At 61.9% G+C, this 26,169-nt stretch carries 22 protein-coding genes; 14 read left to right on the top strand and 8 right to left on the bottom strand.

What is annotated here, in order from left to right:
• Positions 1-83: 83 nt before the first annotated feature.
• Both PQQ52_RS31705 and PQQ52_RS31700 read right to left on the bottom strand, forming a co-directional pair.
• Positions 84-590: a hypothetical protein gene (locus PQQ52_RS31705; protein ID WP_408220495.1), complete on the bottom strand. Its 507-nt coding sequence runs from the start codon at positions 588-590 to the stop codon at positions 84-86.
• 141 nt (positions 591-731) lie between these two features.
• Positions 732-1,883, bottom strand: a complete 1,152-nt coding sequence (locus PQQ52_RS31700) for a porin (RefSeq protein WP_408220493.1) — start codon at positions 1,881-1,883, stop codon at positions 732-734.
• A gap of 629 nt (positions 1,884-2,512) precedes the next feature.
• Between PQQ52_RS31700 and PQQ52_RS31695 the strand changes: the two genes are divergently transcribed.
• From PQQ52_RS31695 to PQQ52_RS34635, 3 genes are all read left to right on the top strand, one after another.
• On the top strand, positions 2,513-3,073 hold the full coding sequence (locus PQQ52_RS31695; protein ID WP_408220491.1) for a hypothetical protein: 561 nt from the start codon (positions 2,513-2,515) through the stop codon (positions 3,071-3,073).
• Between the two features lie 191 nt (positions 3,074-3,264).
• Positions 3,265-5,220: a PhoX family protein gene (locus PQQ52_RS31690; RefSeq protein WP_408220489.1), complete on the top strand. Its 1,956-nt coding sequence runs from the start codon at positions 3,265-3,267 to the stop codon at positions 5,218-5,220.
• 27 nt (positions 5,221-5,247) lie between these two features.
• A complete protein-coding gene (locus PQQ52_RS34635; protein ID WP_494478226.1) occupies positions 5,248-5,613 on the top strand; it encodes a YjaZ family protein in 366 nt (121 codons plus the stop codon).
• 237 nt (positions 5,614-5,850) lie between these two features.
• Here the strand turns inward: PQQ52_RS34635 and PQQ52_RS31680 are convergent, their stop codons facing one another.
• A complete protein-coding gene (locus PQQ52_RS31680; RefSeq protein WP_408220485.1) occupies positions 5,851-6,285 on the bottom strand; it encodes a hypothetical protein in 435 nt (144 codons plus the stop codon).
• Between the two features lie 239 nt (positions 6,286-6,524).
• Here PQQ52_RS31680 and PQQ52_RS31675 point away from each other — a divergent pair, with 239 nt between their 5' ends.
• From PQQ52_RS31675 to ggt, 6 genes are all read left to right on the top strand, one after another.
• Positions 6,525-7,220, top strand: coding sequence for a CDP-alcohol phosphatidyltransferase family protein (locus PQQ52_RS31675; RefSeq protein WP_408220483.1), 696 nt, complete (start codon positions 6,525-6,527; stop codon positions 7,218-7,220).
• Positions 7,217-8,047, top strand: a complete 831-nt coding sequence (locus PQQ52_RS31670; protein ID WP_408220481.1) for a HalD/BesD family halogenase — start codon at positions 7,217-7,219, stop codon at positions 8,045-8,047. Before PQQ52_RS31675 ends, PQQ52_RS31670 begins: the two co-directional genes overlap by 4 nt.
• Positions 8,044-9,063, top strand: coding sequence for a flippase-like domain-containing protein (locus tag PQQ52_RS31665; protein WP_408220479.1), 1,020 nt, complete (start codon positions 8,044-8,046; stop codon positions 9,061-9,063). The genes PQQ52_RS31670 and PQQ52_RS31665 overlap by 4 nt, the downstream gene beginning before the upstream one ends.
• 27 nt (positions 9,064-9,090) lie before the next feature.
• Positions 9,091-9,855: a phosphocholine cytidylyltransferase family protein gene (locus PQQ52_RS31660; RefSeq protein ID WP_408220477.1), complete on the top strand. Its 765-nt coding sequence runs from the start codon at positions 9,091-9,093 to the stop codon at positions 9,853-9,855.
• Between the two features lie 272 nt (positions 9,856-10,127).
• The gene (locus PQQ52_RS31655; RefSeq protein WP_408220539.1) at positions 10,128-11,531 is read left to right on the top strand and encodes an MFS transporter; all 1,404 of its coding nucleotides are present in this window, start codon (positions 10,128-10,130) and stop codon (positions 11,529-11,531) included.
• Between the two features lie 233 nt (positions 11,532-11,764).
• Positions 11,765-13,498: a gamma-glutamyltransferase gene (ggt, locus tag PQQ52_RS31650; RefSeq protein WP_408220475.1), complete on the top strand. Its 1,734-nt coding sequence runs from the start codon at positions 11,765-11,767 to the stop codon at positions 13,496-13,498.
• 192 nt (positions 13,499-13,690) lie between these two features.
• Here the strand turns inward: ggt and PQQ52_RS31645 are convergent, their stop codons facing one another.
• Positions 13,691-14,737 (bottom strand): S1C family serine protease, encoded by a 1,047-nt coding sequence (locus tag PQQ52_RS31645; RefSeq protein WP_408220473.1) that lies wholly within the window; start codon positions 14,735-14,737, stop codon positions 13,691-13,693.
• Positions 14,738-15,009: 272 nt separating this feature from the next.
• Between PQQ52_RS31645 and PQQ52_RS31640 the strand changes: the two genes are divergently transcribed.
• Together PQQ52_RS31640 and ppk2 are read left to right on the top strand one after the other, a co-directional pair.
• Complete coding sequence (locus PQQ52_RS31640; protein WP_408220471.1) at positions 15,010-15,447, top strand: VOC family protein; 438 nt, start codon at positions 15,010-15,012, stop codon at positions 15,445-15,447.
• A gap of 191 nt (positions 15,448-15,638) precedes the next feature.
• Positions 15,639-16,565, top strand: a complete 927-nt coding sequence (ppk2, locus tag PQQ52_RS31635) for a polyphosphate kinase 2 (protein WP_408220469.1) — start codon at positions 15,639-15,641, stop codon at positions 16,563-16,565.
• Between the two features lie 102 nt (positions 16,566-16,667).
• Here the strand turns inward: ppk2 and PQQ52_RS31630 are convergent, their stop codons facing one another.
• On the bottom strand, positions 16,668-18,254 hold the full coding sequence (locus PQQ52_RS31630) for an inorganic phosphate transporter (protein WP_408220467.1): 1,587 nt from the start codon (positions 18,252-18,254) through the stop codon (positions 16,668-16,670).
• 404 nt (positions 18,255-18,658) lie between these two features.
• Here PQQ52_RS31630 and PQQ52_RS31625 point away from each other — a divergent pair, with 404 nt between their 5' ends.
• Together PQQ52_RS31625 and PQQ52_RS31620 are read left to right on the top strand one after the other, a co-directional pair.
• Positions 18,659-19,528, top strand: a complete 870-nt coding sequence (locus tag PQQ52_RS31625; protein ID WP_408220465.1) for a CHAD domain-containing protein — start codon at positions 18,659-18,661, stop codon at positions 19,526-19,528.
• Between the two features lie 111 nt (positions 19,529-19,639).
• On the top strand, positions 19,640-21,214 hold the full coding sequence (locus PQQ52_RS31620; protein WP_408220463.1) for a sensor domain-containing diguanylate cyclase: 1,575 nt from the start codon (positions 19,640-19,642) through the stop codon (positions 21,212-21,214).
• Between the two features lie 85 nt (positions 21,215-21,299).
• Here PQQ52_RS31620 and PQQ52_RS31615 read toward each other — a convergent pair whose 3' ends face one another.
• Complete coding sequence (locus PQQ52_RS31615; protein WP_408220461.1) at positions 21,300-22,340, bottom strand: VTT domain-containing protein; 1,041 nt, start codon at positions 22,338-22,340, stop codon at positions 21,300-21,302.
• Between the two features lie 234 nt (positions 22,341-22,574).
• Between PQQ52_RS31615 and PQQ52_RS31610 the strand changes: the two genes are divergently transcribed.
• Positions 22,575-23,480 carry a DMT family transporter gene (locus PQQ52_RS31610; RefSeq protein ID WP_408220459.1) on the top strand — a complete coding sequence of 302 codons (906 nt, stop codon included), beginning with the start codon at positions 22,575-22,577 and terminating at the stop codon, positions 23,478-23,480.
• Between the two features lie 187 nt (positions 23,481-23,667).
• Here the strand turns inward: PQQ52_RS31610 and folE are convergent, their stop codons facing one another.
• Entirely contained in the window at positions 23,668-24,306 is a 639-nt protein-coding gene (gene folE, locus PQQ52_RS31605) for a GTP cyclohydrolase I FolE (protein WP_408220457.1), read from the bottom strand.
• A gap of 123 nt (positions 24,307-24,429) precedes the next feature.
• Entirely contained in the window at positions 24,430-25,359 is a 930-nt protein-coding gene (locus PQQ52_RS31600) for a LysR family transcriptional regulator (protein ID WP_408220455.1), read from the bottom strand.
• Positions 25,360-26,169 lie beyond the last annotated feature (810 nt).

Raw genomic sequence — 26,169 nt, 5'->3', positions numbered from 1 at the left:
GCAGATAAAAAAATAGCCGACACGCGACATAAAAATTCGCGCATCGGCGTGGCCTCCAACAACGCAGCCGAGCGATCAGGAAATCAGGTCGCGCAGCGCGCAATATCGAAGCGCATTTCCGGTTCCGGTGGATCGTCCGGCGCATTCGCGGGATGCATTACCTTGATGACGGAGCCGGCGTTGGACGGCGTCAGCGTGACGAAATAGGAGTTGTTCGAATCCGAGCCGACGGCGATCTCAGTCGCGGCCCCTACGCGCGACATCCGCACGCGTGACAGTTTGCTTTGGAGGCAATCGGAGATATCCGCAGGGGTGCGCGGCGAAGACACGTAGATCATCGGCTGGGACGCATCGCGGGCGGGGCCGCTGGAAGAACCGCAGGCAGCGAGAAAAGCGGTGACGGCAGCAGCAGGAGCAAGCAGGAGAAGTCTTTTCATGGTCCGATCGTCGGCGTCCCCGGTCATACACGGGAACTTGGGGCGCGGGCGAAGCGCGACGCGATTGAACGCAACGTTATGCTTCGCGACGAAGCTGCCGTTCAATCGCAACGAGGTTGCGGTGAGGAAGGCAGCCGGCCTCAGTATACCCATCGCGCGCTTGCGGCGTCACCATCGCTACGTCGAAACGTAAGAACGTAAGGCCCATGAAAAAAACCGCGCGTGATTGTGTCACGCGCGGGTTCGGTTGCAGAGCGGACCGGTACACCGCGCTGCGCTTGCCGTCAGAAGAATTTAGAAGCGGTGACGCAGGCCGACAGCCGCTGCAACCTGGTTGCCGGTCGACGACGGCGCCAGTGTGTTGATCGACGCCACGTTCGCACCGAAGTTGCCGAGTTCGCCCGACGCGTGCTGGTACACGCCTTCCACGTACACGTCGGTACGCTTGCTCAGCGAGTAGTCGCCTTGCAACGACACCGTGTGCCACTTCGGATCGCCCGAACCGTTCGACCCCGACATCTTGCCGTCGGTGAACGTGTACGAAGCCGCGAGGCTCAGGGCCGGCGTCAGTGCGTATTTGCCGTTCAACTCGTAGTTGTCCAGATGCAGGTTCGTGCCCGCCACGCCAGGCAGCGTGACACCGCCGACGTCCACGCCCGTGATGCCGTCCAGCTGCGTATGCGTGTACACGAAACCGGCCGTTGCCGGACCATACGTGTAGTTGATGCCCGCACCGAATGTGCGTTGCAGATTCGCTGCAACGGCGGCGGTGCCGTCGCCTTGCGAAACCGCGCCGCCCAGGTTTGAGCTGCCCGACTTGTTCAGTTGCAGGTAAGCCGCGGCAACGCTCAACGGGCCGTTGTCGTACGAAGCACCGGCGCTCCATGCGCGGTTGTTCGAGAACTGGCCTGACGAATTGCTGAAGCCGTACAGGCCGCCGAATTTGAGTCCGGCGTAGTTCGCGCTCGTGTACTTCACGGCGTTCTTGATCGAGAACGAGTTGTCCAGATTGTCGTTGTCGAACGGGTGGGCGGCGAGGTTGTTGCCGTAGCCCGCGCCCGCTTCGGACAACGGCGCCAGGTAATCGACCACGGAGTCATATTGACGGCCGAGCGTCAGCGCGCCGTACTGATCGCTCTTCAGACCGACGAACGCCTGACGATTGAACATCGTGCCGTTTTCCGAGTCCTGGCCGTTGTTCAGGTTGAAGCCGTTTTCCAACGTGAAGATGGCATGCAGACCGCCGCCAAGGTCTTCGCTGCCACGCAGGCCGAAGTAGGTGTTCGACACCGAACCGCTACCTTGTTGCCAGTTGCTGTGGCCGCCCTGGTTGTTCGAGTAGACGAGACCGGCGTCCAGCGTGCCGTACAGCGTGACGCTGCTTTGTGCGTGGGCGGTGATGGCGAACGCGCCCATGAGGCCTGCTGCGATGAGGGTTTTTTTCATGTTTAGATAACTCCGGGACAGTGCAAAGAGAATCGCATTCCAGTGCTTACAGCCCATTCATCTGGCTGTCTGACGATCCGCTGCGAAGTGTATTCCTGCTATTCATATCTTTAAGCGCATACGGCGCAACAATGCATTTTCTAATTCGTAATAGCGGATTGGAAATTGTGTAAGTGCGGGTAAATAAAGAAAAAATCTGTTTGGGTAATGACTGTCGCAAGGGCTTGTCAATCAGTGCGGTGTTGCTCGGTCGCGACGTCCCCGCTGGGCCTTTCTTTGCAAGGATTGGCGGGCGTCGTCGGGCAATCTCCGATTCATTCTGTTTTCTGCAACGCACTCTTCCAATTCCTGTTCTCTATCCCGGCGAATTACGGTTCTACAATTCGCTTCACCCTTTGACCAAGGGTGTCTTTTTCATCTTTTTATACGCGGCTTCCGGGCTGCGTTCTTTTCGACTTTTTTATAATCGATTTATAAGTTCCTGCGAATAGCGAAATGCACCATTTCGATTGGCGAGGGGCAAGCCCGGCTTGTCCGTTCGTCAGGGGGCCGTATTCGGCGCGAGCGGGACGGGTAGAATCGCATGCTTGAGATGTGCTTCCGCCCCCGCGAACGTGAGTAAACCTGTAATGATCGATAGCCCCCTTCCATCGTCCGACACCGCTGCTGATTCCACGAGGGAGGGCGCGTCCGGAATGAACGAGGACCTGCACGAAGGCCAGCCCGAAACCCTGCGCGAAGCGCGTCTGTGGCGTGACGACGGCTGGACCGCGCGCGTCATCAAGAACGAAGACGATGATGGCTGGGCCGTCGAAATGATCAAGGACGGCGAAGCGGAACCGGCGCTCGTCGGCCCGTGGACGATGGGCCGCAACAAGAAGGATCCGAAGCCGCTCGACACGTCGGCGTTCAACACGCTGGTGAAAACCGCGTCTGAAGTGCTGCGCCGCCATGAGCAGCAACTGCGCGCCCAGTTGCATAAAGAAGTACGCGTGGCTAGCGCGGACGGCAATGGCGAACTCGACATCACGCTCGACATCGTTCCCGACGAAGACGAACCGTACGCGCTGCTGACCGCACTCGACACATTCGGCGAACAGCTCGCGCAAGTGCAGGTCGCGCCGAACTTCAAGCTGAGCAAGGCGAGCGCCGCTGCGTGGGTCGAAAACGAATTCCGTCGTCCGGGCTAGATCGGCGGCGGTGGGGTTCAGTCAACGAATCGCTGAATCTAACATTACTAAATACTGTCAATATAATTTCACATTCGCTACATAGAATCCTCGCGTCATAGCGGCGCGAGCGTGAACCATGCGGTTTTGGGTCTGAGTACGTGCCGGCTGTGCAACCACCCCACGCCACCCAAACCCTGGATCACGACAACATGGCAGAGCCGTTCGACCTTTCCCGCCGCAAGGCCCTGAAACTACTTGCCGGTGCGCCGATGCTGCCATTGGGCGGCCTCGCGACGGCGTCGATGCTCACCGCGTGCGGAGGCGGGGGCGACGACCTGGCGGTCCCGGTCAAACCTGCGGCCAGGTTTGTCTCGGCGGCATTCAACGGCATGGCCGCGCCGACGCTGGCAAATCCCGCCGCGATGGCGACAACCACCGTCGGCTCGACTCTCTCGGTGCAACTGAGCGACGGCAGCCGCCGCACGTTCAAGCTTGCCTACCAGCCATTCTTTGTCACCGGCGATAGCGTCCCGAACATCAAGGGCGGGACGATCCTGGCCGGTGGCTATTTCGACATCAACAATCAGCCGATTATCGATAAGTCGGTAGCCGGTAAAGAACGCCAGTTCTATTCGGACTGTCCGGACGGCAGTTCGCTGATCCGTCTCGACAAGCCCACGGTGAAGGGCCTCAAGGGCAATACGGTATTCGCCGTCGTGCAGTTCGAATACGCCACCCGCGATCAGAGTCTTGTGTCGATGTACGGCCAGTTGCCGTCGCCGATCGCCGTGCTGACGCTCGATCAGGACCCTGCGACCGGCAAGCTCACGCTGGCGGGCTATCACAACGTCGATACATCGAAGGCACACGGCTTGTGGATCACCTGCGGCGCGAGCCTGTCGCCGTGGAACACGCATCTGTCGAGCGAAGAGTACGAGCCGGACGCCACGACGATCGCCACCAACAGTCAGTTCAAGGGCTTCAGCCGCAGCCTCTACGGTGACGAAACGACTGCCAGGCCCTATCACTATGGTCATTTGCCGGAAGTGACCGTCAATCCCGACGGCACCGGCACGATCAAAAAGCACTACTGCCTTGGCCGCATCTCGCACGAACTGATTCAGGTGATGCCGGACAAGCGCACCGTGCTGATGGGCGACGACGCGACCAACGGCGGCCTCTTCATGTTCATTGCCGATCGCGAGGCCGATCTGTCGGCGGGCACGCTGTATGTTGCGAAGTGGACGCAGGTGTCGGCGAGCGGCGCGGGCGCGGCGACGCTCTCCTGGATCAATCTGGGCCATGCGACCAGCGTCGAAATCGAGGCGCTCGCCAACCAGCTGAGTGCGAGTGACATCCTGGACGTCGCGACCAAAGACCCGGCTGATTCGAGCTATACGAAGATCAACTACAACGGCACGTTCAACTGGGTGCGCATCAAGCCGGGCATGACCCGCGCGGCGACCTTCCTCGAGACGCATCGCTACGCGGCTTTGGCCGGCGGCAGCATGGGTTTCACGAAGCTCGAAGGCACGACGGTCAATATCAAGGACAAGGTGCTGTATTCGGCGATGTCACGCATCGAGAAATCGATGGTGCGCGGTCATGCGGCGTCGACCGATGTCGCCGTCGACAAGGCGATCAACGCAGGCGCGGTTTACGCGCTGAGCATGAAGGGCGGCCAGCGCGACCGCAGCGGCGGCGCGATCGACAGCGACTGGGTGCCGGTGGACATGGCCGCGCCCGCGGCGCTGGTCGGCGAGGATCTGTCTACCGCCGATACGCTTGGCAATACGGCGAACCCGGATCGCATCGCGAATCCGGACAACCTGAAGTTTTCGGAGAAACTGCGCACGCTCTTTATCGGCGAAGACAGCGGCATGCACGTCAACAACTTTCTGTGGGCCTACAACGTCGATACGAAGACGCTCGCGCGAGTGTTGTCCTGCCCCGCGGGTGCGGAATCGACGGGCCTGCATGCGGTCGACGAAATCAACGGCTGGACTTACGTGATGAGCAACTTCCAGCATGTCGGCGATTGGGAAAGTCCGTTGCACGACAAGGTCCAATCGACGCTCGATCCGCTCGTGCGGGCGAACTATAAGGATCGCTTCGGCGCGACAGTGGGGTATCTGACGGCGGATCCGGCGGGGATCAAGCTGTAGGGGGCGGAGTGGGGCGATGAGCGCAAAATTCTCGACCATCGGCATATCGCTCGCGCATTTTGCTTCGACAGGTATCACTGGTCGTTTCGTCTGCCCGCGATCGTGTCGCAGTTAGGGGAGCGGCGTTGTTACTTCACGGGTCATTCGAACTGGCTCGTGATTGAAGACGTCACGCATCGCGGTGAGCCGGTCGAATACGAAGTGTTTTTCCGCCTGCGTCGGGCGGGAGCGAGCGCGTTGCGGGTGGTGATCGAGAGCGCCTATGTACGCGACGTCAGCAAGGGAAGGGTGGGGAGCCCACGCAATCGGCGGAACATCGTGCGGTTTCGTGTGATGGCGGCAAAAATACTGAGGGGCGAGTCGATCCGCGATCCGAACCTCAACCGCTCTTAATTGGAAACCATGCACCAGAAACAGGTGAGGCCCCACGTGGGGGCCTCATAACTTCGCGGGTGCGCTTGATCGGTATGACCCGACGTAACCAGCACGGCTGGACCCTGTTTGACCAGGAGGCAGATAGACGCCCTTGCGGCCCCCGGAAAATCCATCTGCAGTAGTTATAACGCGTAAGACCCCCGGCTTCTATCTCCCAATCGGCCATTCCAGGGGGCCTCGCAGCCACGCGCCGCCTCAACTCCGTTTGCAGAAAATCGCGGTCACGAGGGGCGCCACGCGATGGACGATCGCCGTGCTGCCGGCTTCGGCAATCGCGCTCTGCACTTTGGATTCGCCGCCAAACACCACGACGCCATAGGCCGAGCGGGCCACCGGCTCACCGTCTCCGACCCGAAACATCGGGTCGTCTTTTTCGTAGCCGACCACCGCGAAAACGTGAAAGCCGAACGCGGTCAGGTCGGCGCCGGACGTCGGCGAAAATGCATTGATCGAGTTGCTTTCGACGCGCGTCGGCTTGGGATCGATCATCTGCTGCTGGGCGAGATCGGCAATGAACTGATGACCGCTCTCATTGCAGGCGAGCGGTGCGTCGAGGGCGGCAGCATGACTGCTGAGCGGTAGCGCGGCGGCAGCCAGCGCAAGGAGTACAGACGAAAAGAAGCGTTTCATATGCGTGAATGGCGACCCGCGTTCGATGTAGTGTGTTCGCAACGGGCGGCGGCGGTGTATCGCGACCGAAAGACGTTGCGCATCGAGGCGATCTGGCGTGACAGGCGCAACTGGATTCGCACTTTAACGTGATTCGGCATATCTTGCGCGCCACCTGACCCGCAGCGGCAACATAGGGTCCTTAAGAAAACGTTAAGGAACGAAGCACGCTTTTGCGATCCCGTATATATTTCCGGGTTATGAATTCGCGACCATCAATTCCGACTAACGTTCCGTCCCCCAGAACATGGGATGCGAGACTCGCCCGCCGCCTTGTCACGCCGCTCGTCAACACCTGGGTCACGCCGAACCATTTGACCACGCTGCGCTTGCTGATCGGCGTGGCTGGCGCGCTATGCCTCGCGCACGGCGGGTTTGCCTGGGCCAATGCGGGTGCCTTTCTGATCGTGCTGTCGAACTTCGTCGACCACACGGACGGCGAACTCGCGCGCATCGGCGGAAAGTCGAGCCGGATCGGTCACTTTTACGATCTGGCTTGCGACGCGCTCGTGACCGTCATGTTATTCGTCGGCATGGGTGTCGGTACGACACATGTCGGCTCATTGAAAGTTGCACCCGGCTGGCTGGGTGCCGTGGCCGGCGTTGCGGTTGCGCTGATTTTCTTCCTGCGCATGCGCATTGAGGATATGGCGGGCAAGGCCGGCACCAGGCAGGCGTCTGTCGGCGGCTTCGAAACCGAAGACGTGTTGTATCTGCTGCCCATTGTCACGCTGACGAGCGTCGTCATGCCGTTCGTCGTGGTCGCGTCGATCGGCGCGCCGCTCTTTGCCGCCTGGGTGGTGATCGATTACTGGCGCGCTTCGCGCCGCGCCGCACAGTCGGCGGTTGCTCCCGCCAAGGGGTCTGAAACCAGTCAAATGTGGGCCAGTGAATGAGTATGCACGCCGAAGACGACGTGATCGCACCAATCTCAGTTGAACATTCGCCGGCCTCTTTGCCGGCCATGCCGGCTACGCCTGCGCCGAATGCCGACCGCGCGGTTGCGAGCCGCACGCATACATTCGACACCCCGCGTCTGTCCAAAGATTTCACCGATCAGGGCGCGTTCCTGTATCTGGAAGATTTCCTCGCGCCCGAGGTCACCGCCCAGCTCGTCCAGAGCGCGCGGGGTCTCCTCGACGAAGTGAACCGCAACTATCTGCCGGGCCACAAGCAGGGCGGCAGCGTAAGCCGTCATACGATCGACCGCCTTGCACCGTTCATCGCCGAGCTGTATCGCTCGAAGGAACTGATCGGCTGGCTCGAGCGCCTGAGCGGCGACAAGCTGCAAGTCTCGCCCGCGGACGACCCGCATGCGTACGCGCTGTATTACTACACCCGTGCCGGCGACCACATCGGCTGGCACTACGATACTTCGTACTATGACGGTCGCCGCTACACGCTGCTGCTCGGCGTGATTGACGAATCGTCGTGCCGTCTCGATTACGAATTGCATACGCGCAATCCGGACGTGCCGGATCAGCCCGGTTCGGTGCAGATCCCGCCAGGCGGTCTGGTGTTCTTCGACGGTGACAAGCTGCGCCATCGCATCACGCCGGCCGCCGCAAACGAAATGCGCGTGTCGCTCACCTTCGAATACGTCACCGACCCGAACATGCGGCCGTGGCGCCGTTTCATCTCGAACATGAAGGACGCGATCGCGTACTTCGGTTTCCGCCAGGTCTTCCGTCAGATGACGAGGCGCGGCAAGGACCACGCATGACACGCGCGGCCCTGATTCTGCTGTCGATCGGGACGGCGCTGTTTGTCGGCCTGCTCGCGTGGCAGGGCTTCGGTTCTGTTGCCTCGGCGCTGGCTGCGGCGGGTTGGGGGCTCGCGCTTGTCGCGGTGTTCCACCTCGTGCCGCTGGTACTCGACGCCGGCGCGATTTCGGTGCTGTTCCAACGCCATCGCGACAACGCGCATCACGAGGTGACGCTACGCGACGCGCTGTTCGCGCGCTGGATCGGCGAATCGGTGAATAGCCTGTTGCCGGCCGGCCAGATTGGCGGGCCTGTGGTGATGGTGCGGCAACTGTCCCAGCGCGGCATGCGCATGCGTGACGCGGCCGCTGCGATCACCGTCAGCACCACGGCGCAGGCCCTCGCGCAAATCGTCTTCGCCCTTTTTGGTTTGCTGCTGTTCGGCGCCTACGCCGCGCACGGCGCGCTTCACGATCTGCGAACCGCCACGCTGATCGCCACCGGCGTACTGGCCGCGATGATCGTGGGTTTTTACTATGCACAGCGGCGTGGCCTGTTCAGTCGTCTGCTGGGTGTGGTGTCGAAGGTGTTCGGCAAGCGCGACTGGTCGTCGCTCACCACGCGCGCCGAAGCCGTCGACGCCGCCGTGCAGGCGATGTACCGCGAGCGTGGCCGCGTCGCGGTGAGCTTCGCACTGAGTCTGGTGGGCTGGATCGTCGGCACGGTCGAGGTATGGCTCGCGTTGCGCTTTCTCGGTCATCCGGTCGACTGGGTCGATGCGCTCCTGCTCGAAAGTCTCGGGCAGGCGATTCGCGGCGCGGCCTTCATGATCCCGGGCTCGCTCGGCGTGCAGGAAGGCGGCTATCTGTTGCTCGCGCCGCTCGTGGGCTTGCCGCCGGATGCGGCGCTGGCGTTGTCGCTCGCCAAGCGCGCACGTGAAATCCTGTTAGGTTTGCCGGGGCTACTGGTTTTGCACTTCAGCGAACGAAGCTGGCAACGGCGGCGCGCCACGGCGCGTGTGCCGGTTGCCGATTAATCTCCGTATTTTTTCAAAGGACTGCGCATGCGTGCCATCATCCTCGCCGCGGGCCTCGGCCTGCGTCTCCAGCAACCGCCGCAGGCACAGTTCCCGAAGTGCCTGCTGCAGTTCGACGGCATGAGCCTGCTCGAACGGCATCTGCAGATGCTTGAAACCGCCGGCGTGACGGACGTCGTGCTGGCGCTCGGTTTTCAGCCGGAATCGGTGCAGGCGGAACTGGAGCGGATCAACTGGCCGCATAAGGTGGAAACCGTCCTGAATCCGCGTTTCGACCTGGGCAGCGTGTTGACGGTGCATACGGTGGCCGAGGCGCTGACGCGCGGCGGCGACGTGCTGCTGATGGACGCCGACGTGCTGTACGACGAGCGCATTCTGAGCGCGCTGGTGGCGGGCGAAACGGTCAACCGTCTGTTGATCGACCGTGATTTCGAAGCCGGTGACGAACCCGTCAAGCTGTGTCTGAAAGACGGCGTGCCGGTCGAATTGCGCAAGCAGCTCGCCGTCAATCTCGAGTACGACACCATCGGCGAATCGGTGGGCTTCTTCCGCTTCCGCCAGGAAACCGCGCAACGTTTCACCGAGATCGTCGCAGGTTACGTGGATAGCGGCCGGGCCAACATGCCGCACGAAGAAGCGGTGCGTGATCTGCTGCTGGAGCGCAGCCAGGTGTTCGATACTGCCGACGTGACCGGCTCGCCGTGGATCGAAATCGACTTCCCGAACGACGTCGCTCGTGCGAGCACCGAGATTCTGCCGCAACTGCAACCGCTGGTCAGCGCGTCGCGTTAAGTTTCCTCCCCGCATTTTTGCTGCTGTATTGCATGGTGAGTCGACGGTATGCCGGCTCACCGTCGCTTCGCTTTTCTCTTCGACGTTCCTGTCGTTGCCACTCCTGTTTTTCGTAGGCATTTGCGCTTCGTTGCGCGCTCAACCACCGGGCATCAGGTAGCGGCGCGCCATTGGCACGGCTACAAAAAGACCTCGCTTAACAACATCTGTTGTCGATGCGATGCCATAATCGCAGCTTTACACCGGCGGCTTTGCAACCCGTCGTCATGCCAATGCCTCTCGCTTTAGGCACTTTCATTGTTCCGCTGATCGTCGCGTGTGCGATGTTCATGGAAAACGTGGACGGCACGGTCATCGTGACGTCGCTGCCAGTTCTGGCACGCGATCTCGGCCAGGATCCCATCACCCTCAAGCTTGCCGTGACGGCATACGTCATCGGCCTCGGCGTGTTCATTCCGATTTGTGGCTGGGTCGCCGACCGCTTCGGTTCGCGCACGGTGTTTCGCACGGCAATCGGCATCTTCATCGCCGGCTCGCTGATGTGCGCGGCGTCCACTTCGCTCGGCACCTTCGTGGTCGCGCGCTTCGTGCAAGGGATCGGCGGCGCGATGATGGTGCCGGTGGGGCGCATCATCATTTTTCGTTCGGTGCCGAAGTCGGACTTCATTCGCGCGGTCAACTATCTGACCGTGCCCGCGCTGCTCGGGCCAGTAGTCGGGCCACCGCTCGGCGGCTTCATCACGACGTATCTGCATTGGCGTCTGATTTTCTTCATCAATATTCCGATTGGCCTCCTGGGCATCTGGCTCGCGAACAAGCACATCGCCAATGTGCGCGAAGCGCATCCTGGGCGGCTCGACTGGACTGGCTTCGCGTTGTCGGCGAGCGGCGCCTCGCTGCTCATGCTGGGGCTCTCACTGGTAGGCGGCGAACTGGTCTCGAACACGGCATCGGTCAGCATGTGCGCGATCGGCGTGGTGCTGCTGGTGATGTACGTGCTGTACGCCAACCGCGTCGAATTGCCGGTGCTCGATTTGCGGCTGTTGCGCATCCCGAGTTTTCACGCGAGCGTGATTGGCGGCTCGCTGTTTCGCATCGGCCTTGGCGCAGTGCCGTTTCTGTTGCCGCTTGCGTTGCAGGAAGGACTGGGCATGACGGCGTTCAAGTCGGGATCGATCACCTGCGCGTCCGCGTTCGGCTCGCTCTTCATGAAGGCGGCCGCGTCGCGGATTCTCGGGCGTTTCGGTTTCCGCTCGGTGCTCATGTTCAATGCGGGCTGCGCGGGCCTGGCTATCGCGGTCTATGGTCTGTTTTTCCCCGGCACGCCGCATTGGTTGATCTGGTGCGTCGTGCTGTTCGGCGGCTTCTTCCCGTCGTTGCAATTCACCTCGTTGAATACCTTGGCGTATGCGGATATTCCGAGTCGCGACGTCGGCCGCGCGACCAGCGTCGCGAGCGTGATCCAGCAGATGTCGTTGGGACTCGGTGTGACGATCGCCGGCCTCGTGCTGCAAATTTCGCATAACGTGCAAGGTCACTCGACCATCGTGTTCTCCGACTTCTGGCCGGCGTTTCTGGTGGTCGGCCTGTTCTCGTTCCTGTCGATTCCGGTGACCGCGCGCTTGCCCCATGACGCTGGCGATGAGATCGCGCGCGGCAACCGTGGGCGCGCATGAGTGTTCAGCGCTTGGGCGCGTTCTAGCTTGCGGCGCGCTTTGTTCACCGCGATCGATGTCGCTTCGGATGGGATCGATCACTGACATTCAGCGTCATTGAATGGCGCGGTTTTTGTGTGCCGCAGCATGCACCACATGCGTGCAACAGCTTCGCAAATGCCGGACCGGCATGTTATAAGCCGGGGGCAGCTTTTGTTATCGTGAGATGAAAGAGTCGTCTTGGGGGATATCCAATGAAGTTGTTTCACAACGCCAAATCGTCCGCTAGCGGACTTGCGCTGGTCGCGCTCGTCACCGTTTCAACAGGCTTTCTCGAAGCCGCACCGGCCTTCGCTAAAGTGCCTGCCAAGGCGCAGCCGGCCGTTCTCACGGCTTCCGCAATCGCGGTCGCTGACAAGTACAGCGCCGACGCCGCCGAGCAGATCTTCAAGGAAGGCGGCAACGCTGTCGATGCAGCCGTTGCGATCGCCTTCACGCTTGCCGTGACGTATCCGGAAGCGGGCAATATCGGCGGTGGCGGTTTCATGACGCTTTATGTCGACGGCAAGCCGTACTTCCTCGACTATCGCGAGCGCGCACCGCTGGCCGCCACCAAGAACATGTATCTCGACGACAAGGGCGAAGTCATCAAGGGCATGAGCCTGTTCGGCTATCGCGCGGTGGGCGTGCCGGGCACCGTCGACGGCATGTGGCAGGCGCAACGCCGCTTCGGCAAGCTGAAATGGAAGCAGGTGCTCGCACCGGCGATTCACTACGCGCGTGATGGTTTCGAAGTCAGCGAGCAATTGCAGCAGCGTCGCGACGACGCCGCAAAAGACTTCGCCGGCAAGACCAACTTCGACACCTACTTCGGCAATCTGAAGCAGGGCGTCAACTTCAAGCAACCGGATCTCGCCGCCGTGCTGCAGCGCATTTCGGATCAGGGCGCGAAAGATTTCTACCAGGGCAAGACGGCTGATCTGATCGCGGCGTCCATGCGCGGCCACGGCCTGATTACGAAGGCCGACCTGCAGCAGTACAAGGCGGTGTGGCGTCAGCCGATCCAGGCCGACTGGAACGGCTATCGCGTGATCACCGCGCCGCCCCCGAGCTCGGGCGGTATCGGTCTCGTGCAGTTGCTGAAGATGAAGGCCGACATTGCGCCCGACTTCAAGGACGTCACGCTTAATTCCGCGCAGTACGTGCACCTGATCGCTGAAATCGAGAAGCGCGTGTTCGCCGATCGCGCGCAGTATCTCGGCGATCCGGACTTCTACAAGGTGCCGGTCGCACAATTGACCGACGACGCCTACATCGCCAGGCGTGCCGCTGAAGTGAACCCGACTACGCCGTCGGATACAAAGAGCGTGCAGCCGGGTCTGGGCACGACGATGCCGGAGAAAGCGGAAACCACGCACTTCTCAGTGATCGACAAGTGGGGTAACGCGGTATCGAACACGTACACCATCAACGGCTACTTCGGCTCCGGTGTGGTGGCGGATCGCACGGGCATCGTGCTGAACGACGAGATGGACGACTTCTCCGCGAAGCCGGGCGTCGCGAACATGTTCGGCGTGGTGGGCAGCGACGCGAATTCGATCGAACCGAAGAAGCGTCCGTTGTCGTCGATGAGCCCGACGATTCTGACGAAGGACGGCAAGGTGTCGCTCGTGATCGGCACCCCAGGCGGTTCGCGCATCTTCACGTCGATCTTCCAGGTGATCAACAACATTTACGACTTCAACATGCCGTTGCAGGAAGCCGTGGGCGCGATGCGCTTCCATCATCAACTGTTGCCGCCGAACACGATCTTCTGGGAGCCGTACAAGCCAATCGACGGCGAGCTCGCCAAGCAGATCGAAGCCAAGGGCTACGTGCTGAAGGGGCAGGATTTCAGCGGCGACATCCAGGCGATCAAGGTGAATGGCGATACGCCGGAAGCCGCAGCCGATCCGCGCGGCCGTGGTGTCACGCGGGTGATTCAGTGAGCGTTTGAGTTAAATCGTTCAGGTGTATCTAAGCGGCGCATCTTGACGGATGCGCCGCATGCAGGAAAAAGCCTCGGGCTCGATTGAGCGCGAGGCTTTTTTATTCACGAGATTGACGGCGCGTGAGGCTCTTTTTTATCCCGGAGTTCGATTGAACGTGAGGCCATTCTTTACGGCAGGTAGTCGGGCGAATCAGCTTGTCTGCTCGACCGGCGTCAAGGTCAAGTCGAGCCGTTGTGTGCCGCGCAACACGGTCACGCTAACTGGCTTGTCGATACGCGACGCGTCGAGCGTGCGTTGCAGGCCATCGACGTCTTGCACCGCAAGCGCGTCGATCGCGAGGATCGTGTCATCCGTTCGCAGACCGCCGAGCGCAGCCGGGCTGCCTTTAACGATTTCCATGACGTGCACGCCGCTCTCCGAGCTCAGCGCGAAATAGCGCTGCACGCGACGCGACAGCGGCCTCGTGGTGCCGGCCACGCCGATGTACGCGCGCCGCACGCGGCCGTGCGCGAAGATCTGCATGATGACCCACTTGGCCGTATCGATCGCCGTGGCGAAGCAGATCGCCTGGGCGCCGGGAATGATCGCGGTATTCACGCCGATCACCTGACCGGCCGAATTGATCAGCGGGCCGCCCGAATTGCCGGGATTGAGTGCGGCATCCGTCTGGATCACGTCGTAGATCATGCGGCCCGAATTCGAGCGCAGCGAGCGGCCAAGCGCCGAGACCACGCCAGTCGTCACCGTTTGCGCGAGGCCGAGCGGATTGCCGACCGCGATTGCAATCTGGCCGACCCGCAGCTTCGACGATTCGCCGAGTTCGACGTGCGGCAACGGTTCCGGCGAGCCGATGCGCAGGACGGCGAGATCGCTGCCGGGGTCGTCGCCGACCAGATCGGCGTCGAATTTCGCACCGTCGGCGAGCGTCACCTTGATGTGCGTCGCGCCGTGTACGACGTGGCTGTTGGTGAGCAAATAGCCGTCGGGCGTGAACAGAAAGCCCGAGCCGGTGCCGCCGCGCGTCCCGCGGCTATCGCGCCCCGCGGGGGCGCCGGGCAGCCGGCGTTCGACGGAAATGAAGGCGACCGCTTGCTGAACGCGTTCCAGCGCGCCGATCACGGTGCGGGAATAGGCGTCGAGCAGCGCGTCGTCGGACAAAGTGTTGAGTGGATCGCGCCCGGGGGCGTCGGATGCGGCGCGCGACAGGTCATCGATGAAGCGTGGACGGCTTCCCATGGCGATGCTCCGGATAAACGGGAATGCAGATGCGGGGCGGTGGGAGGGTTTTCAAGTGCGGGCGGGGCGGGGTGCGCAGAAGCAGCCTATGAGACACTTTGCTGTGTCAGGTCAGGCTAACGCTGGCGTCGTTGTCCAAACGAGGCGTTGGCCAGTGCCCGGATCGACCGTCCATGCTCGTGCCGGCGAACGCGAATGCCAACGCCCGCAATGGGCCAGGCACATGCCATGCAAGCCCGTCAGGCGCCTGCCATTCCAGGGAGATAGCCGCCATGAACTCACCCTCTGCGTCAGCGTCAGCCTCCGCCTCGTCCGGCCGGCCGACAGGTCAGACGGAATCGGGCACACCGCCCGAACCGCGCATCGAGTCCCTCAGCGCCATCACGCTCGCCACCCGCGATATGCCGCGCGCGGTGCTGTTTTACGAAGCGCTCGGTTTTCCAGTCAAATTCGGCGGCTCGCAGGAAGCGTTTACGTCGTTTGCATTCGGCGGTTCGTATCTGAATCTGATCGTCGATGCCCGCGCGCCCGTCAACTGGTGGGGACGCGTGATCCTTTATGTCTCAGATGTCGACGCGCTCTACCGGAAGGCGCTGGCGGCGGGTTTGAAGCCGTCGCTCGCACCGTCCGATGCGCCGTGGGGCGAGCGCTATTTCCACCTCACCGATCCCGACGGCCACGAACTCAGTTTCGCGAGGCCATTGCGTTAGCCGCAGGCCGGCGGCGCAAAACTCGCTATCATGGACGCTCAAAGGCGCGCAGGCGGCAACGGTCGCCCATTGCGCCAAAGCGCGGTTGCCGCGCCGGTAACACGGCTGACACTTCACGCTTCGATAATCGAACGCGTTCGCGACGCGTATGCGCCGCGCGCCTAACCATTTCCGTTGCCAGGAGAGTCGCAATGAAAGAGCTGGACCCGAGACCCGAGGCCGAAGTGCGGGCAGAACGGCAACGCCGTTTCGAGGAGGACCTCATCGACGCGTACGACGAGGAACTCGAAATGGAGGTCGACGACCGCATCATCGACGGCGCGGATGGCTTCACCCCCGAGCATCGTGAGGCGCGCAAGATGTACTTCCGCGAGCTGTTCCGGTTGCAGGGCGAGCTCGTCAAACTGCAGGACTGGATCGTCCAGACCGGCCACCGCCTCGTGGTGATTTTTGAGGGACGCGACGCGGCCGGCAAGGGCGGCGCGATCAAACGCATCACGCAGCGGCTCAATCCGCGCGTGTGTCGCGTGGCGGCGTTGCCGGCGCCGAATAACCGCGAACGCACGCAATGGTATTTCCAGCGTTATGTGTCGCATCTGCCGGCCGGCGGCGAAATGGTGCTATTCGACCGTAGCTGGTACAACCGCGCGGGCGTTGAACGCGTGATGAATTTTTGCAGCGACGACGAGTACGAAGAGTTTTTCCGCTCGGTGCCGGAATTCGAAAAGATGCTGGCGCGAAGCGGCGTGCAGATTCTCAAATACTGGTTTTCGATCACCGACGAAGAGCAGGAAATCCGCTTTCAGAACCGCATCCACGATCCGCTGAAGCAATGGAAGCTGAGTCCGATGGATCTGGAAAGCCGGCGCCGCTGGGAAGCCTATACGCAGGCGAAAGAAGTTATGCTGCAGCGCTCGCATATCCCTGAGGCGCCGTGGTGGGTCGTGCAGGCGGTCGACAAGAAACGCGCGCGCCTGAATTGCATTCACCATCTGCTGAGCCAGGTGCCGTATCACGAGATCGAGCATTCGCGGGTCGAGTTGCCCGCGCGGGTCTATCACGACGAATATAGCCGCCAGGCGGTGGCGGCGTCGATGATCGTGCCCGAAATTTACTGATTGGGTTTCGGCTCGGCGGAATGAAAAAAGCGCGGCAAAGACCGCGCTTTTTTACGTTCGCTGTGGCCGGACTTGCACCCGGCCCCCGCGCTTGCAGCCGTTTTAGAACACCATCCGGAACACCCAGTACAGACCTGCCGCCAGCGCGATTGAAACCGGCAGCGTCAGTACCCAGGCGAGAATCAGACTGCGCACGGTGGCCCATTGCAAGCCGGAGCCGTTGGCCGCCATGGCACCGGCCACGCCTGACGACAGCACATGCGTCGTCGAAACCGGCAAGCCGTACATGTCGGCCGCACCAATCGTCAGCATGGCCACCACTTCAGCCGACGCACCCTGTCCATAGGTCAGATGCTGCTTGCCGATCTTTTCGCCGACCGTGACGACGATCCGCTTCCATCCGACCATCGTGCCGAGACCCAAAGCGATAGCAACCGCGACCTTGACCCACGTCGGGATAAATTTGGTGGCGTGATCGGTTTGCGCCTTGAAGTTGTCGATTGCTTTGGCGTCTTCCGTCGAGAAGGCCGGCTGTTTGCTCTTCTCCATCAGACGAATTGCTTCGGACGCCACATACATGTTGTTACGCACGTTGTCGACGATGTTTTGCGGCACCGCAGCCATCGATCCCGACGCGCTGACCTGGTTGCCGATCTGTGTGGTCAACGCCTGCAGGGCCGGCAAGGTGGCGGGCGTCAACTGACGCGTACGCACGTACGCTTCGACGTCGGCACGCGGATTGGTGGACGGCGCCGCGCCCTGGGTGTACTTGCTGAGCGTTGTCGAGGCCTGCTGCGCCACCGCGAGGAAGGTTTGCGTTTCCGCCGGTGTGACCGCCTTGTTCAGCGCGTACGCCGTCGGCACCGTGCCGATCAGGATCAGCATGATGAGGCCCATGCCTTTCTGCCCGTCGTTCGAACCGTGCGCGAACGAAACGCCCGTGCAGGTCAGAATCAGCAGGCTGCGAATCCAGAACGGCGGCGGCTCCTTGCCCTTCGGCTCCGCATACAACGCCGGAACGCGCACCACGGCCTTGAGGATCAGTAGCAGCAAACCGGCGGCGAGAAAGCCGACCAGCGGCGAAAACAGGAGCGACTTGCCTACGCCGAGCGCTTGACCCCAGTCCACGCCGCTCGTGCCGCTTGATCCGTGAATCAGCTGATTCATCAGGCCGACGCCGATGATCGAGCCGATCAACGTATGCGAGCTCGACGACGGCAGTCCGAAATACCAGGTGCCCAGATTCCAGATGATGGCCGCGATCAGCAGGGCGAAGACCATCGCAAAGCCCGCGCTGCTGCCCACTTGCAGAATCAATTCGACGGGCAGCAGTTGCAGAATGCCGAACGCGACCGCGCCGGTTGAGGTCAGCACACCGAGGAAATTCCATGCGCCGGACCAGACCACCGCAATGTTCGGCGCCAGCGAATGCGTGTAGATCACGGTGGCGACGGCGTTGGCCGTGTCATGAAAGCCGTTGACGAATTCGAAGCCGAGGGCGATCAGGAGCGCAATGCCGAGTAGCAGGTAGGGCAAAAACGATGCTTCGCGTACGGGTTGCAAATCGTCCGCCAGATGCATGGCGCAATAAGCAGCACCGATCGCGATCACAACGAGGAAGATGAGGAGGCCGATATTGCGCCCCTTTCCACTTGCAGTGCCCGGTTGCGGGTATGAAAGTTCCGGCATGGCGTGAGCCCCAAAAGTTTGTCGCGGAGTCATCGATCCTGCGGGGACTGTGTGTCGCATTGATGACAATGGCGTGACGGCTATGCGGGACGGATGTGCGCGGAAGGGCGTGGGGCGTGGCCGTTCGCTCGGTCCCGATGCATGCATGGCGGGTCAGGATGATCAGCGGTCCGAATCGAACTATATGTGAAACTCTGCCACACGTACAAATGGCCGGTTTGAATGGCCGTCTACGGGGCCACCAGGTTCGCGGGACGGTGGTAGGCACCCGTCGCGTGAAGGAGCGGGATACGCAAGGCACACCGTCCCATACGTTTTATGCATGTTGGCTATGGACTCACCAGTTGATATTCACTAGGCCTTTTTTTTGCTAGGCTGACATAAACGGCCCTGAAGGACATGCGATGAAGCAAGCGAGCCGGAAACTCGGCAAACAGAATGCGGATAGCAAGCCGGCCGGGGCAGTAACGTCGGCGGAGTCGGCTTTTGCGTCGTACGCGGCGCCGCTTGTCGGCGATGCGATCGAACACGCCAGCGCGGTGCGCGAAGACGCGTCGCCCGAAGCACTGCACAAACTGCGCGTGTCGCTGCGGCGGCTGCGCTCGTTGTGGTGGGCGTTCGAACCCTTGCTGGACAAAGGCGAAAATACGCGCCAACGGGCGCTGTATAAATATCTCGCGGCGGCTGCCGGCAAGACGCGTGATTGGGACATTCTGATCGAACTGATTACCCAGGACGAGCGTGTTGCACATGAGATGACGCCCAGGCTCCAGGAGGCGCGCGGCGATGCATTGGCGACGAGCCGTGAAACGCTTTCAAACGCGGACGTCAAACATCTGTTGCAAGATGCCCTGACCAGCGCCAAAAAGGAATTAAACACGGCTCATGAGCGCGTGCCGCTGCAAAAATTCGTCGATAAGCGTGTGGCCGTTTCCGAGCGAGCGCTGAAAAAGCGTATAAAACGCGCGTCTCACGCGAAGCGTTCCAATTACGCCGCGTTTCATGACGTTAGAAAGGCGGGAAAGAAATTGCGCTACCTGCTCGAGTTTTTCGAGCCGGTTCTGCACAGCAGCCACAAGCGTATCCAGAAGCGGTTGAAGCAGATTCAAAAGCGTTTCGGTACGCTGAACGATGTGGTCGCGAGCGAGATGCTGCTGCGCGACAATACGGGCCTGCTGGCCGGATCCGGCGACGCCGATGCAGCGCTTCACTGGCTCGGTAAGGAGCGCAAACGGCGGATGCGCGCGGCGGCGGGCCTGCTGCGCAAACTCTGACGCGGCCCGGGGCGGCTGCACGTTATAACGAAGCGGCCCGCATCAGCACGCCGGCCGTGCATCCACTCCTGATTGCTCAGGCGGATCGTTTGCGAAGGAGGTGATGCGCACGTGGCATATCGAACACTTTCGCTGCGTCGGCGGCTGCGATTTATGTCGCGCGCCGGTGCAACCGGCGTGTCGCGTTACATGGGCAACCACCCGTTTTCGGCCGGTATGGCCGGCACGCTGGTCGCCGTTGCGATGGCCGGTTTGACGCTGCTGACGCTGGGCAGCGGCCGTACCGACGCGCTCGACCATGCGCGCGAAACGGCACAAAACCTCGTCTCGATTGTGTCCACCGATCTCGAACGAAACGTCGAGATCTACGATTTGTCGCTGGAAGCCATGGTGGACGGGGCACGGGATCCTGATACGTGGAGCTTGCCTCGGAACTTGCGGCGAGCCGTGCTATTCGATCGCGCAACCACCGCGGCCTATCTTGGCGGTGCCTATGTGATTGGGCCGACCGGTCGAGTGATCGCTTCGCAGAACGGCGAGACCGATCCCGCCGTCAGCCTCGGCGACCGTGACTACTTTCTGATGCATCAACGCAGCCCGGCCGTCGGGCTCTATTTCTCCCACCCATACCGCTCGCGGCTGCGTGACGGGAAGCTGTCGATCGGTCTCACACGGCGCATCAATGAAGCCAATGGCACATTTGGTGGCGTTGCGCTTCTGGCGATTCGCATCGAATACTTTCAGCATCTGCTGAATCGGATCAACACGGGTGAACTGGGCTCCGTATTCATCGTGATGGACGACGGCACCTTGCTCGCGCGCAAGCCGTTTTCCTCGCGTGATATCGGCTCGAGCATCGCGAAGTCGCCGACCTTCCAGGTGATGGCCGCGCACAACTCGGGCTCATATGTCGCGAACTCCGCGGTGGACGGCGTGCGCCGGATGTTCACCTATGCGCGCGTGCCGGGCACGCCGCTGATTGCCGTGGTTGCGCCGTCCGTGGACGAAGCGCTCGCGCCGTGGCGGCGCCGCAGCAGGATTGCCGGCGGGCTGACGCTCGCTTTCGGCGCGGTATTCGTAATGGTCTCGTGGCTGCTTGCCTTTGCCTTGCGCGACAAGTTGCGCGCGCAAGCGGCGCTGATGCGTCTGGCCGCGACCGACCCGCTGACCGGACTCAGCAATCGCCGTGTGCTCGACAGTCGTCTTGACGAAGAGTGGCGGCGCGCGCGGCGCTCCGGGCAATCGCTATCGGCGTTGTTCATCGACATCGATCATTTCAAGCAATTCAACGACGTCTATGGCCACGCGAGCGGTGACGAGGCGTTGACCGCCGTGGCCGAATGCATCTCGGCGACGGTACTGCGCTCGGTCGATCTGGTGGCGCGATACGGTGGCGAAGAGTTTGCCGTCATCTTGCCGGACACAACGGCGGAGGGCGCGCTCAACCTCGCGGAAAAGATTCGCCGCAAGGTGCAGAGTCTGCAAGTCGTGCATAGCGATGGTGAGGCGATCGCTGTCACGGTGAGCATCGGGTGCGCGACCTGTGTGCCGGCGGAAGGCGCGAAGGCGCTCGACCTGCTGGCCGCTGCCGACCGGCAGCTATACGCCGCCAAGGCAGCAGGGCGCAACCGGGTCAATTCGGCGATGTGGGCCGGACATTCGACGGTGCAGGATTCGTCGCCGTGAATAGCAGCGTGAGATGGCAACGCCTTGCATCTGACGGCGTTCTGGCGCCAGGCCGGACGTTCACTCTGCGGCTGGTTCAGGCGCTTTAGCCGCGCCGAGGGGCGAAACCGCGCAGAGTCACCGCATTGCGTGCTTCGTCGTAGGGCTCCCGCGCGCGTTTGCCGGTGGTCAATTGGTCCGCCGGCGCCAGCGGCTCGACAGGAAACCCGCGTCTTTGCCAGGCGTCGAGGCCGCCCCTCAGTGCGCGAATCCGCGTGTAGCCGTTCAGGCGCATCCGTTGCGTGATCTCGACGGCGGTCGCGCTGTCCGGGCAAATGCAGTAAATCACCCTGTCATAGACGAGCAGCGCGCCGTCGGTCTGTTCAGGCGAGCGCGGGTCGAACGTCAGCGCACCGGGAATTGGGTGCAGCGCTCCCTCAACCGATGGTGTGGGGCGAGCATCCAGTACCTTCGGCGGCGCGATGCCGCGCCATCCGCCGGATGTTGTTGCTTGTGACGGATTCGCGGAGGCGGCGTGCGCTGAACGGCGTCGTTCGCGGCGTCGCTGCAGCAGGTGGTACACCAGATAGGCCAACGCCGCGGCCAGCAGGATGTCGATCACCGTGCCGCCGCGTGCTTTGACGAAGGCGAGCAGCATATGCAACTGCCTCTCCACTGCGGCGCCGCCGAGCAGCCAGAAGGTGGCCCACGCCAGCGCGCCGGCGAGGTCCCACATTGCATAGATGCGGGCATCCACGACTGTCGTGCCCATGAGCGGCGGGGTGATGAGTCCCAGGCCGGGAACGAACTTCGAGATTGCCACCAGCGGCACGCCGAAACGCTCGAATAGCGAGCGAGCCTTATCGACCCTGGAATCGACTGCCGGAGAGATCCGGCCAAGGGCGGCGATCAGTTTGCGGCCGTAGATGCGGCCGGCGGCGAACCACGTACCGTCGCCGATGAGCGCACCGAGCACGGCGGCGAACAGAACCGGCCAGAAAGACAGTGTACCGGCGGCAATCGCCGAGCCCGCGAAGAGCAGTATGGGGACGGCAGGGATCGGCAGGCCGAGGCGTGTCAGCAGAACGTTGAGAAAAACGACTGCGCCGCCCCAGGTTGAAACCGCCGACGACGGAAACGCTACCAATTGCGGAACTCCTGTTATGACGGTTGGGGTTCTATTTCAATCAGGATACTCGATGAGCCTGGTTGCGGTGCCGGCCAGCCCCACCTGACCGTAAGCCGGATTCGCGCCGGTATTTCGTGAAGCCGACGCTGCGCCGCGATTCGTTGGCAGGCTTGTCCGCTGCAATTTCGTTCAAGACCGCGCGCGTTCACCCCGTCTAATCTGCCTGTTCATTCAAAGGAACAGGACAGCAGCATGAATTCACGATATGTCGGATACGTGTTTTGCGCGCTGGCGATGATCGGGGTCGGCAGCACGGTCGTCGTCAGCAAATCGATCGCAAGCGGATTGCCGCCGTTCAGCGCGACCGCGTTGCGGTTTGCCATCGCGTTTCCCCTGTTTGTGCTGGTGATGCGCTGGCGTGGTGTGCGCTGGCTGCGTCTCGATAGACACGATACGTGGCTCGTGATCGCCCAGGCGGGGGCGGGCAGCGTCGGTTATACGGTGTTGCTTATCAGCGGGATGAAGCTCGCATCGGCCGCCGATGCCGGTGTGATTGCCGGTACCCTTCCGGCTGTATCGGCCATGGTCGCCATGCTTGCGCTGGGTGAGCGCCCCGCGCCCGCGTTGATCGGCGCGATTGTTCTCGCCACCTTGGGCGTGCTGGTGTGCACCGTGCGTATCGACGATTTCACCGCGCCGCATGCGGCCAGTTCGCTGGCAGGTAACGCCCTGGTATTCGCGGCGATCGTCTGCGAGGCACTCTTTATTTTGCTTAATCGCAAGTTGCACCGGCCGGTCGCACCGCTGCCGCTGTCGGCGTTGATGTGCGGTATCGGGTTCGCGGTGGCGATCGTGCCGGCATGCTTCGAAAGGCCCTGGCGTGTGCCGTTCAATGCAAGCGCGCTGAACGGCGTGCTTTATTACGCGCTCGTGCCGACCGTGGCGGGCTTTGTTCTCTGGTATGCGGGCGCTGCACGCATCAGCGGCGCGGAAGCCGGACTCATGACCGCGCTCGTGCCGGTGAGTGCGGTGGCGTTAGCCGCTGTCGTGCTGCGTGAGCCCGTGAGTGCGGCGCAACTGGCGGGTGTCACGTGTGTGCTGGGCGCAGTGTTGCTGGCCACTTTTGGCCACATGCGTACTGTACGTAGCGCGGCGTGAGGTGGCAGCCTGAGGTGGCAGCCGGAAGGCAGGTTTTCGGGGCGTGCCTCCAGGGCCGCAGCTCGAAGCCTTGACATGATGTTCAGCCTTGGAGCAGGCAAAGCAGCAGCCTGGGCCACAGGCTGCCATGCGGCGCAAGTCGACGTGGCAAGTAGGCGCGAATTGGCAGTCAACGCCGCATCGCTATTCAGGTATTGGCGATCGCCACGATACCCGGATTGGCCACGATCGACAAAAACTCGCGCCGCGTCGACGGATCGGTGCGGAACGTGCCGAGCATGCGGGACGTGACCATCGTGACACCGGCCTTGTGCACGCCCCGGGTCGACATGCATTGATGCGCGGCCTCAAGAATCACGCCGACGCCTGCCGGTTGCAGCACTTCGTTCAACGTATCGGCGATCTGCACCGTCATCTTTTCCTGGATCTGCAGACGCTTGGCGAACGCATCGACGAGGCGCGCCAGCTTTGAAATACCGACCACCCGATGCTGAGGAAGGTACGCAACGTGCGCCCGCCCGATGATCGGCACCATGTGGTGTTCGCAATAGCTTTCGAAGCGGATATCTTTCAGCACGATCATTTCGTCGTAGCCGTCCACTTCGGAGAAGGTGCGGGCGAGGATCTCGCGCGGGTCGACCTGATAACCCGCATAGAACTCCTCATACGAGCGCACCACGCGCGCCGGCGTATCGAGCAGGCCTTCGCGCTCGGGATTGTCGCCGGCCCAACGCAGCAGCACGCGTACCGCTGCTTCCGCTTCGTCGCGGCTGGGGCGGTCTGCTGCGGCCGCGGGTTTGGTTCTCTTTGCTTTGCTGCTGGCCATCCGTCGCTCCTCCGGGATCGCGCGTCGACGCTAAACGGAGCGCGCGGGGTCAATGAGTGAGGCCATTGTTCCATGTTTTGCGTCGAATCGTGTCGATGCCCCTTTTGCTGCTGGGGCATGAGCTCACTTCGGCCACTCATCCATATCGTCGTTGAAGAGTTCGGCGACGATGCTGCGCAGCCAGCTTGCCCGCGGATCGTTATGAAACTTGCGATGCCAGTGCTGCCGCAGATCGAAGCGCGGCAACGGTAAAGGCGGCTCGACCAGCGTGATCGACGCGTGCTCCGACACGTACGCGAAGCCGATTGCGTGCGGCACGGTCGCGAGCAGATCGGTGCGCGCGAGGATGAACGGCAGGCTCATGAAATGCGGCGTTTCGAGTACGGCACGGCGCTTGATCCGTTTCTTTTCCAGGTAATGTTCGAGGACTTCCTGGCTGCGTCCTTCGGCACGCACCACGGCGTGGCCCGACGCCACGTATTGAGGCAGTGTGAGCGGCGCCTTCGAAAGGGGATGCCCGGCGCGCATCAGGCAGATGAATCGATGGGTGAATAGCCGTTGCTGGAAGAAGTTATTGCCCGACAGATCGGGGAAATAACCCACGGCGAGATCGACGTCGCCCGATTCGAGCCCACGTTCCACGTGCGAGGGTGAGAGCGACACCGAGCGCAGATTCGCATAGGGCGCGCGTTCGGCGAAGAGTTGCAGGAGTCGCGGCAGAAAGACGATTTCGCCGACGTCGGAGAGCGCGATGGAGAAGGTATGGGTGCTGGTGGCCGGATCGAAGTTCTGCACGTCGAGCATGCCTTTCTCAATCCGCAGAAGCGCGTCGCGGGCGGCGGGGAGGATGGCGAGCGCGCGAGGCGTGGGTTCCATGCCTTTCGATGTTCGAACGAAGAGCGGATCGTCGAAGTATTCCCGCAGGCGGCCTAGCGCGGTGCTGACGCGGGGTTGGCTGACGCCTAATTGCTCCGCTGCGCGGCTGACGTTGCGGGTGTCTTCCATTGCTACGAGGTAGGGGATCAGGTTTAGATCCAGGGTTGTTTCAGACATGCTGGGGTCTTTCTGCCTGCGGCGCTGGGGTTTGGATATTTCGTATTTGGATAGAGGGTAGTTTAATAATCTTGGTTTTGGATAGTGGTTTTTTGTCTGCGGTGTGGGTTTGTCTGTTTGTTCGCCTACGGCGTTGGGGGCTTGATTTTTGGTTGCCTGGGCGGCGCTTGTTTCGTCTGTATGCCTGCGGCGCTGGTCTTTCCTTGGGGTTTTTGCCTGCGCGGCGCTTTGTTTCTGTGCGCCTATGGCGTTGGCCTTTCCTTGAGTTCTTAGTGGTTTATTAGCGTTCGCCCCTGTGCGGGGCGGCACTTACTTTCTTTGCCGCCGCAAAGAAAGATAAGCAAAGAAAGCGGCTCACACCGCTAATTCTTAAGCGGGTCCCCCGCGCAGCCACGGTAGTGGTGCATCTGGAAACTGCGCCCTCGCACATTCAACGCTTGTGACAAAGCAATCATGCTTCCCGCCTCGCACTGCGTGCTCGCCGGAAGGGTTCGTCAGGAAACACGGGCATCTGTGCTCTGGCACACTCCGCGTGAGCGACAAGGCAGTCATGCTTCCCGCCTCGCACTGTGCTCGCCGGAAGGGTTCTTCAGGAACCACGGGCTTCGTTTGGGCGGGGTGGGGGCCGTCGGCTTCGCCTTGGCGGGGCGCCGAATGGAGCGCCAGTGCGAAAACGCGGTGATCGGTTCTATGAAGTGCGCTTCGGCGCGCGCAGCGCCGCCGGAAGTATGACGCCTTTGTCATCAGGGCTGAATGTGCGAGGGCACAGATTCCAGATGCACCACTAGCGTGACTGTGCGGGGGACCCGT

The organism is Paraburkholderia sediminicola (assembly GCF_046030555.1).
Taxonomy (GTDB): Bacteria; Pseudomonadota; Gammaproteobacteria; order Burkholderiales; family Burkholderiaceae; genus Paraburkholderia; species Paraburkholderia sediminicola_E.
This window is presented reverse-complemented; position numbering and strand designations above follow the sequence as displayed.

What these genes read in the sequence shown, in the direction of transcription:
- PQQ52_RS31705 (WP_408220495.1), bottom strand. Translation starts at nt 590, where the DNA reads ATGGGTATACTGAGGCCGGCTGCCTTCCTCACCGCAACCTCGTTGCGA.
- PQQ52_RS31700 (WP_408220493.1), bottom strand. Translation starts at nt 1,883, where the DNA reads ATGAAAAAAACCCTCATCGCAGCAGGCCTCATGGGCGCGTTCGCCATC.
- PQQ52_RS31695 (WP_408220491.1), top strand. Translation starts at nt 2,513, where the DNA reads ATGATCGATAGCCCCCTTCCATCGTCCGACACCGCTGCTGATTCCACG.
- PQQ52_RS31690 (WP_408220489.1), top strand. Translation starts at nt 3,265, where the DNA reads ATGGCAGAGCCGTTCGACCTTTCCCGCCGCAAGGCCCTGAAACTACTT.
- PQQ52_RS31680 (WP_408220485.1), bottom strand. Translation starts at nt 6,285, where the DNA reads ATGAAACGCTTCTTTTCGTCTGTACTCCTTGCGCTGGCTGCCGCCGCG.
- PQQ52_RS31675 (WP_408220483.1), top strand. Translation starts at nt 6,525, where the DNA reads ATGAATTCGCGACCATCAATTCCGACTAACGTTCCGTCCCCCAGAACA.
- PQQ52_RS31670 (WP_408220481.1), top strand. Translation starts at nt 7,217, where the DNA reads ATGAGTATGCACGCCGAAGACGACGTGATCGCACCAATCTCAGTTGAA.
- PQQ52_RS31665 (WP_408220479.1), top strand. Translation starts at nt 8,044, where the DNA reads ATGACACGCGCGGCCCTGATTCTGCTGTCGATCGGGACGGCGCTGTTT.
- PQQ52_RS31660 (WP_408220477.1), top strand. Translation starts at nt 9,091, where the DNA reads ATGCGTGCCATCATCCTCGCCGCGGGCCTCGGCCTGCGTCTCCAGCAA.
- PQQ52_RS31655 (WP_408220539.1), top strand. Translation starts at nt 10,128, where the DNA reads ATGCCTCTCGCTTTAGGCACTTTCATTGTTCCGCTGATCGTCGCGTGT.
- ggt (WP_408220475.1), top strand. Translation starts at nt 11,765, where the DNA reads ATGAAGTTGTTTCACAACGCCAAATCGTCCGCTAGCGGACTTGCGCTG.
- PQQ52_RS31645 (WP_408220473.1), bottom strand. Translation starts at nt 14,737, where the DNA reads ATGGGAAGCCGTCCACGCTTCATCGATGACCTGTCGCGCGCCGCATCC.
- PQQ52_RS31640 (WP_408220471.1), top strand. Translation starts at nt 15,010, where the DNA reads ATGAACTCACCCTCTGCGTCAGCGTCAGCCTCCGCCTCGTCCGGCCGG.
- ppk2 (WP_408220469.1), top strand. Translation starts at nt 15,639, where the DNA reads ATGAAAGAGCTGGACCCGAGACCCGAGGCCGAAGTGCGGGCAGAACGG.
- PQQ52_RS31630 (WP_408220467.1), bottom strand. Translation starts at nt 18,254, where the DNA reads ATGCCGGAACTTTCATACCCGCAACCGGGCACTGCAAGTGGAAAGGGG.
- PQQ52_RS31625 (WP_408220465.1), top strand. Translation starts at nt 18,659, where the DNA reads ATGAAGCAAGCGAGCCGGAAACTCGGCAAACAGAATGCGGATAGCAAG.
- PQQ52_RS31610 (WP_408220459.1), top strand. Translation starts at nt 22,575, where the DNA reads ATGAATTCACGATATGTCGGATACGTGTTTTGCGCGCTGGCGATGATC.
- folE (WP_408220457.1), bottom strand. Translation starts at nt 24,306, where the DNA reads ATGGCCAGCAGCAAAGCAAAGAGAACCAAACCCGCGGCCGCAGCAGAC.
- PQQ52_RS31600 (WP_408220455.1), bottom strand. Translation starts at nt 25,359, where the DNA reads ATGTCTGAAACAACCCTGGATCTAAACCTGATCCCCTACCTCGTAGCA.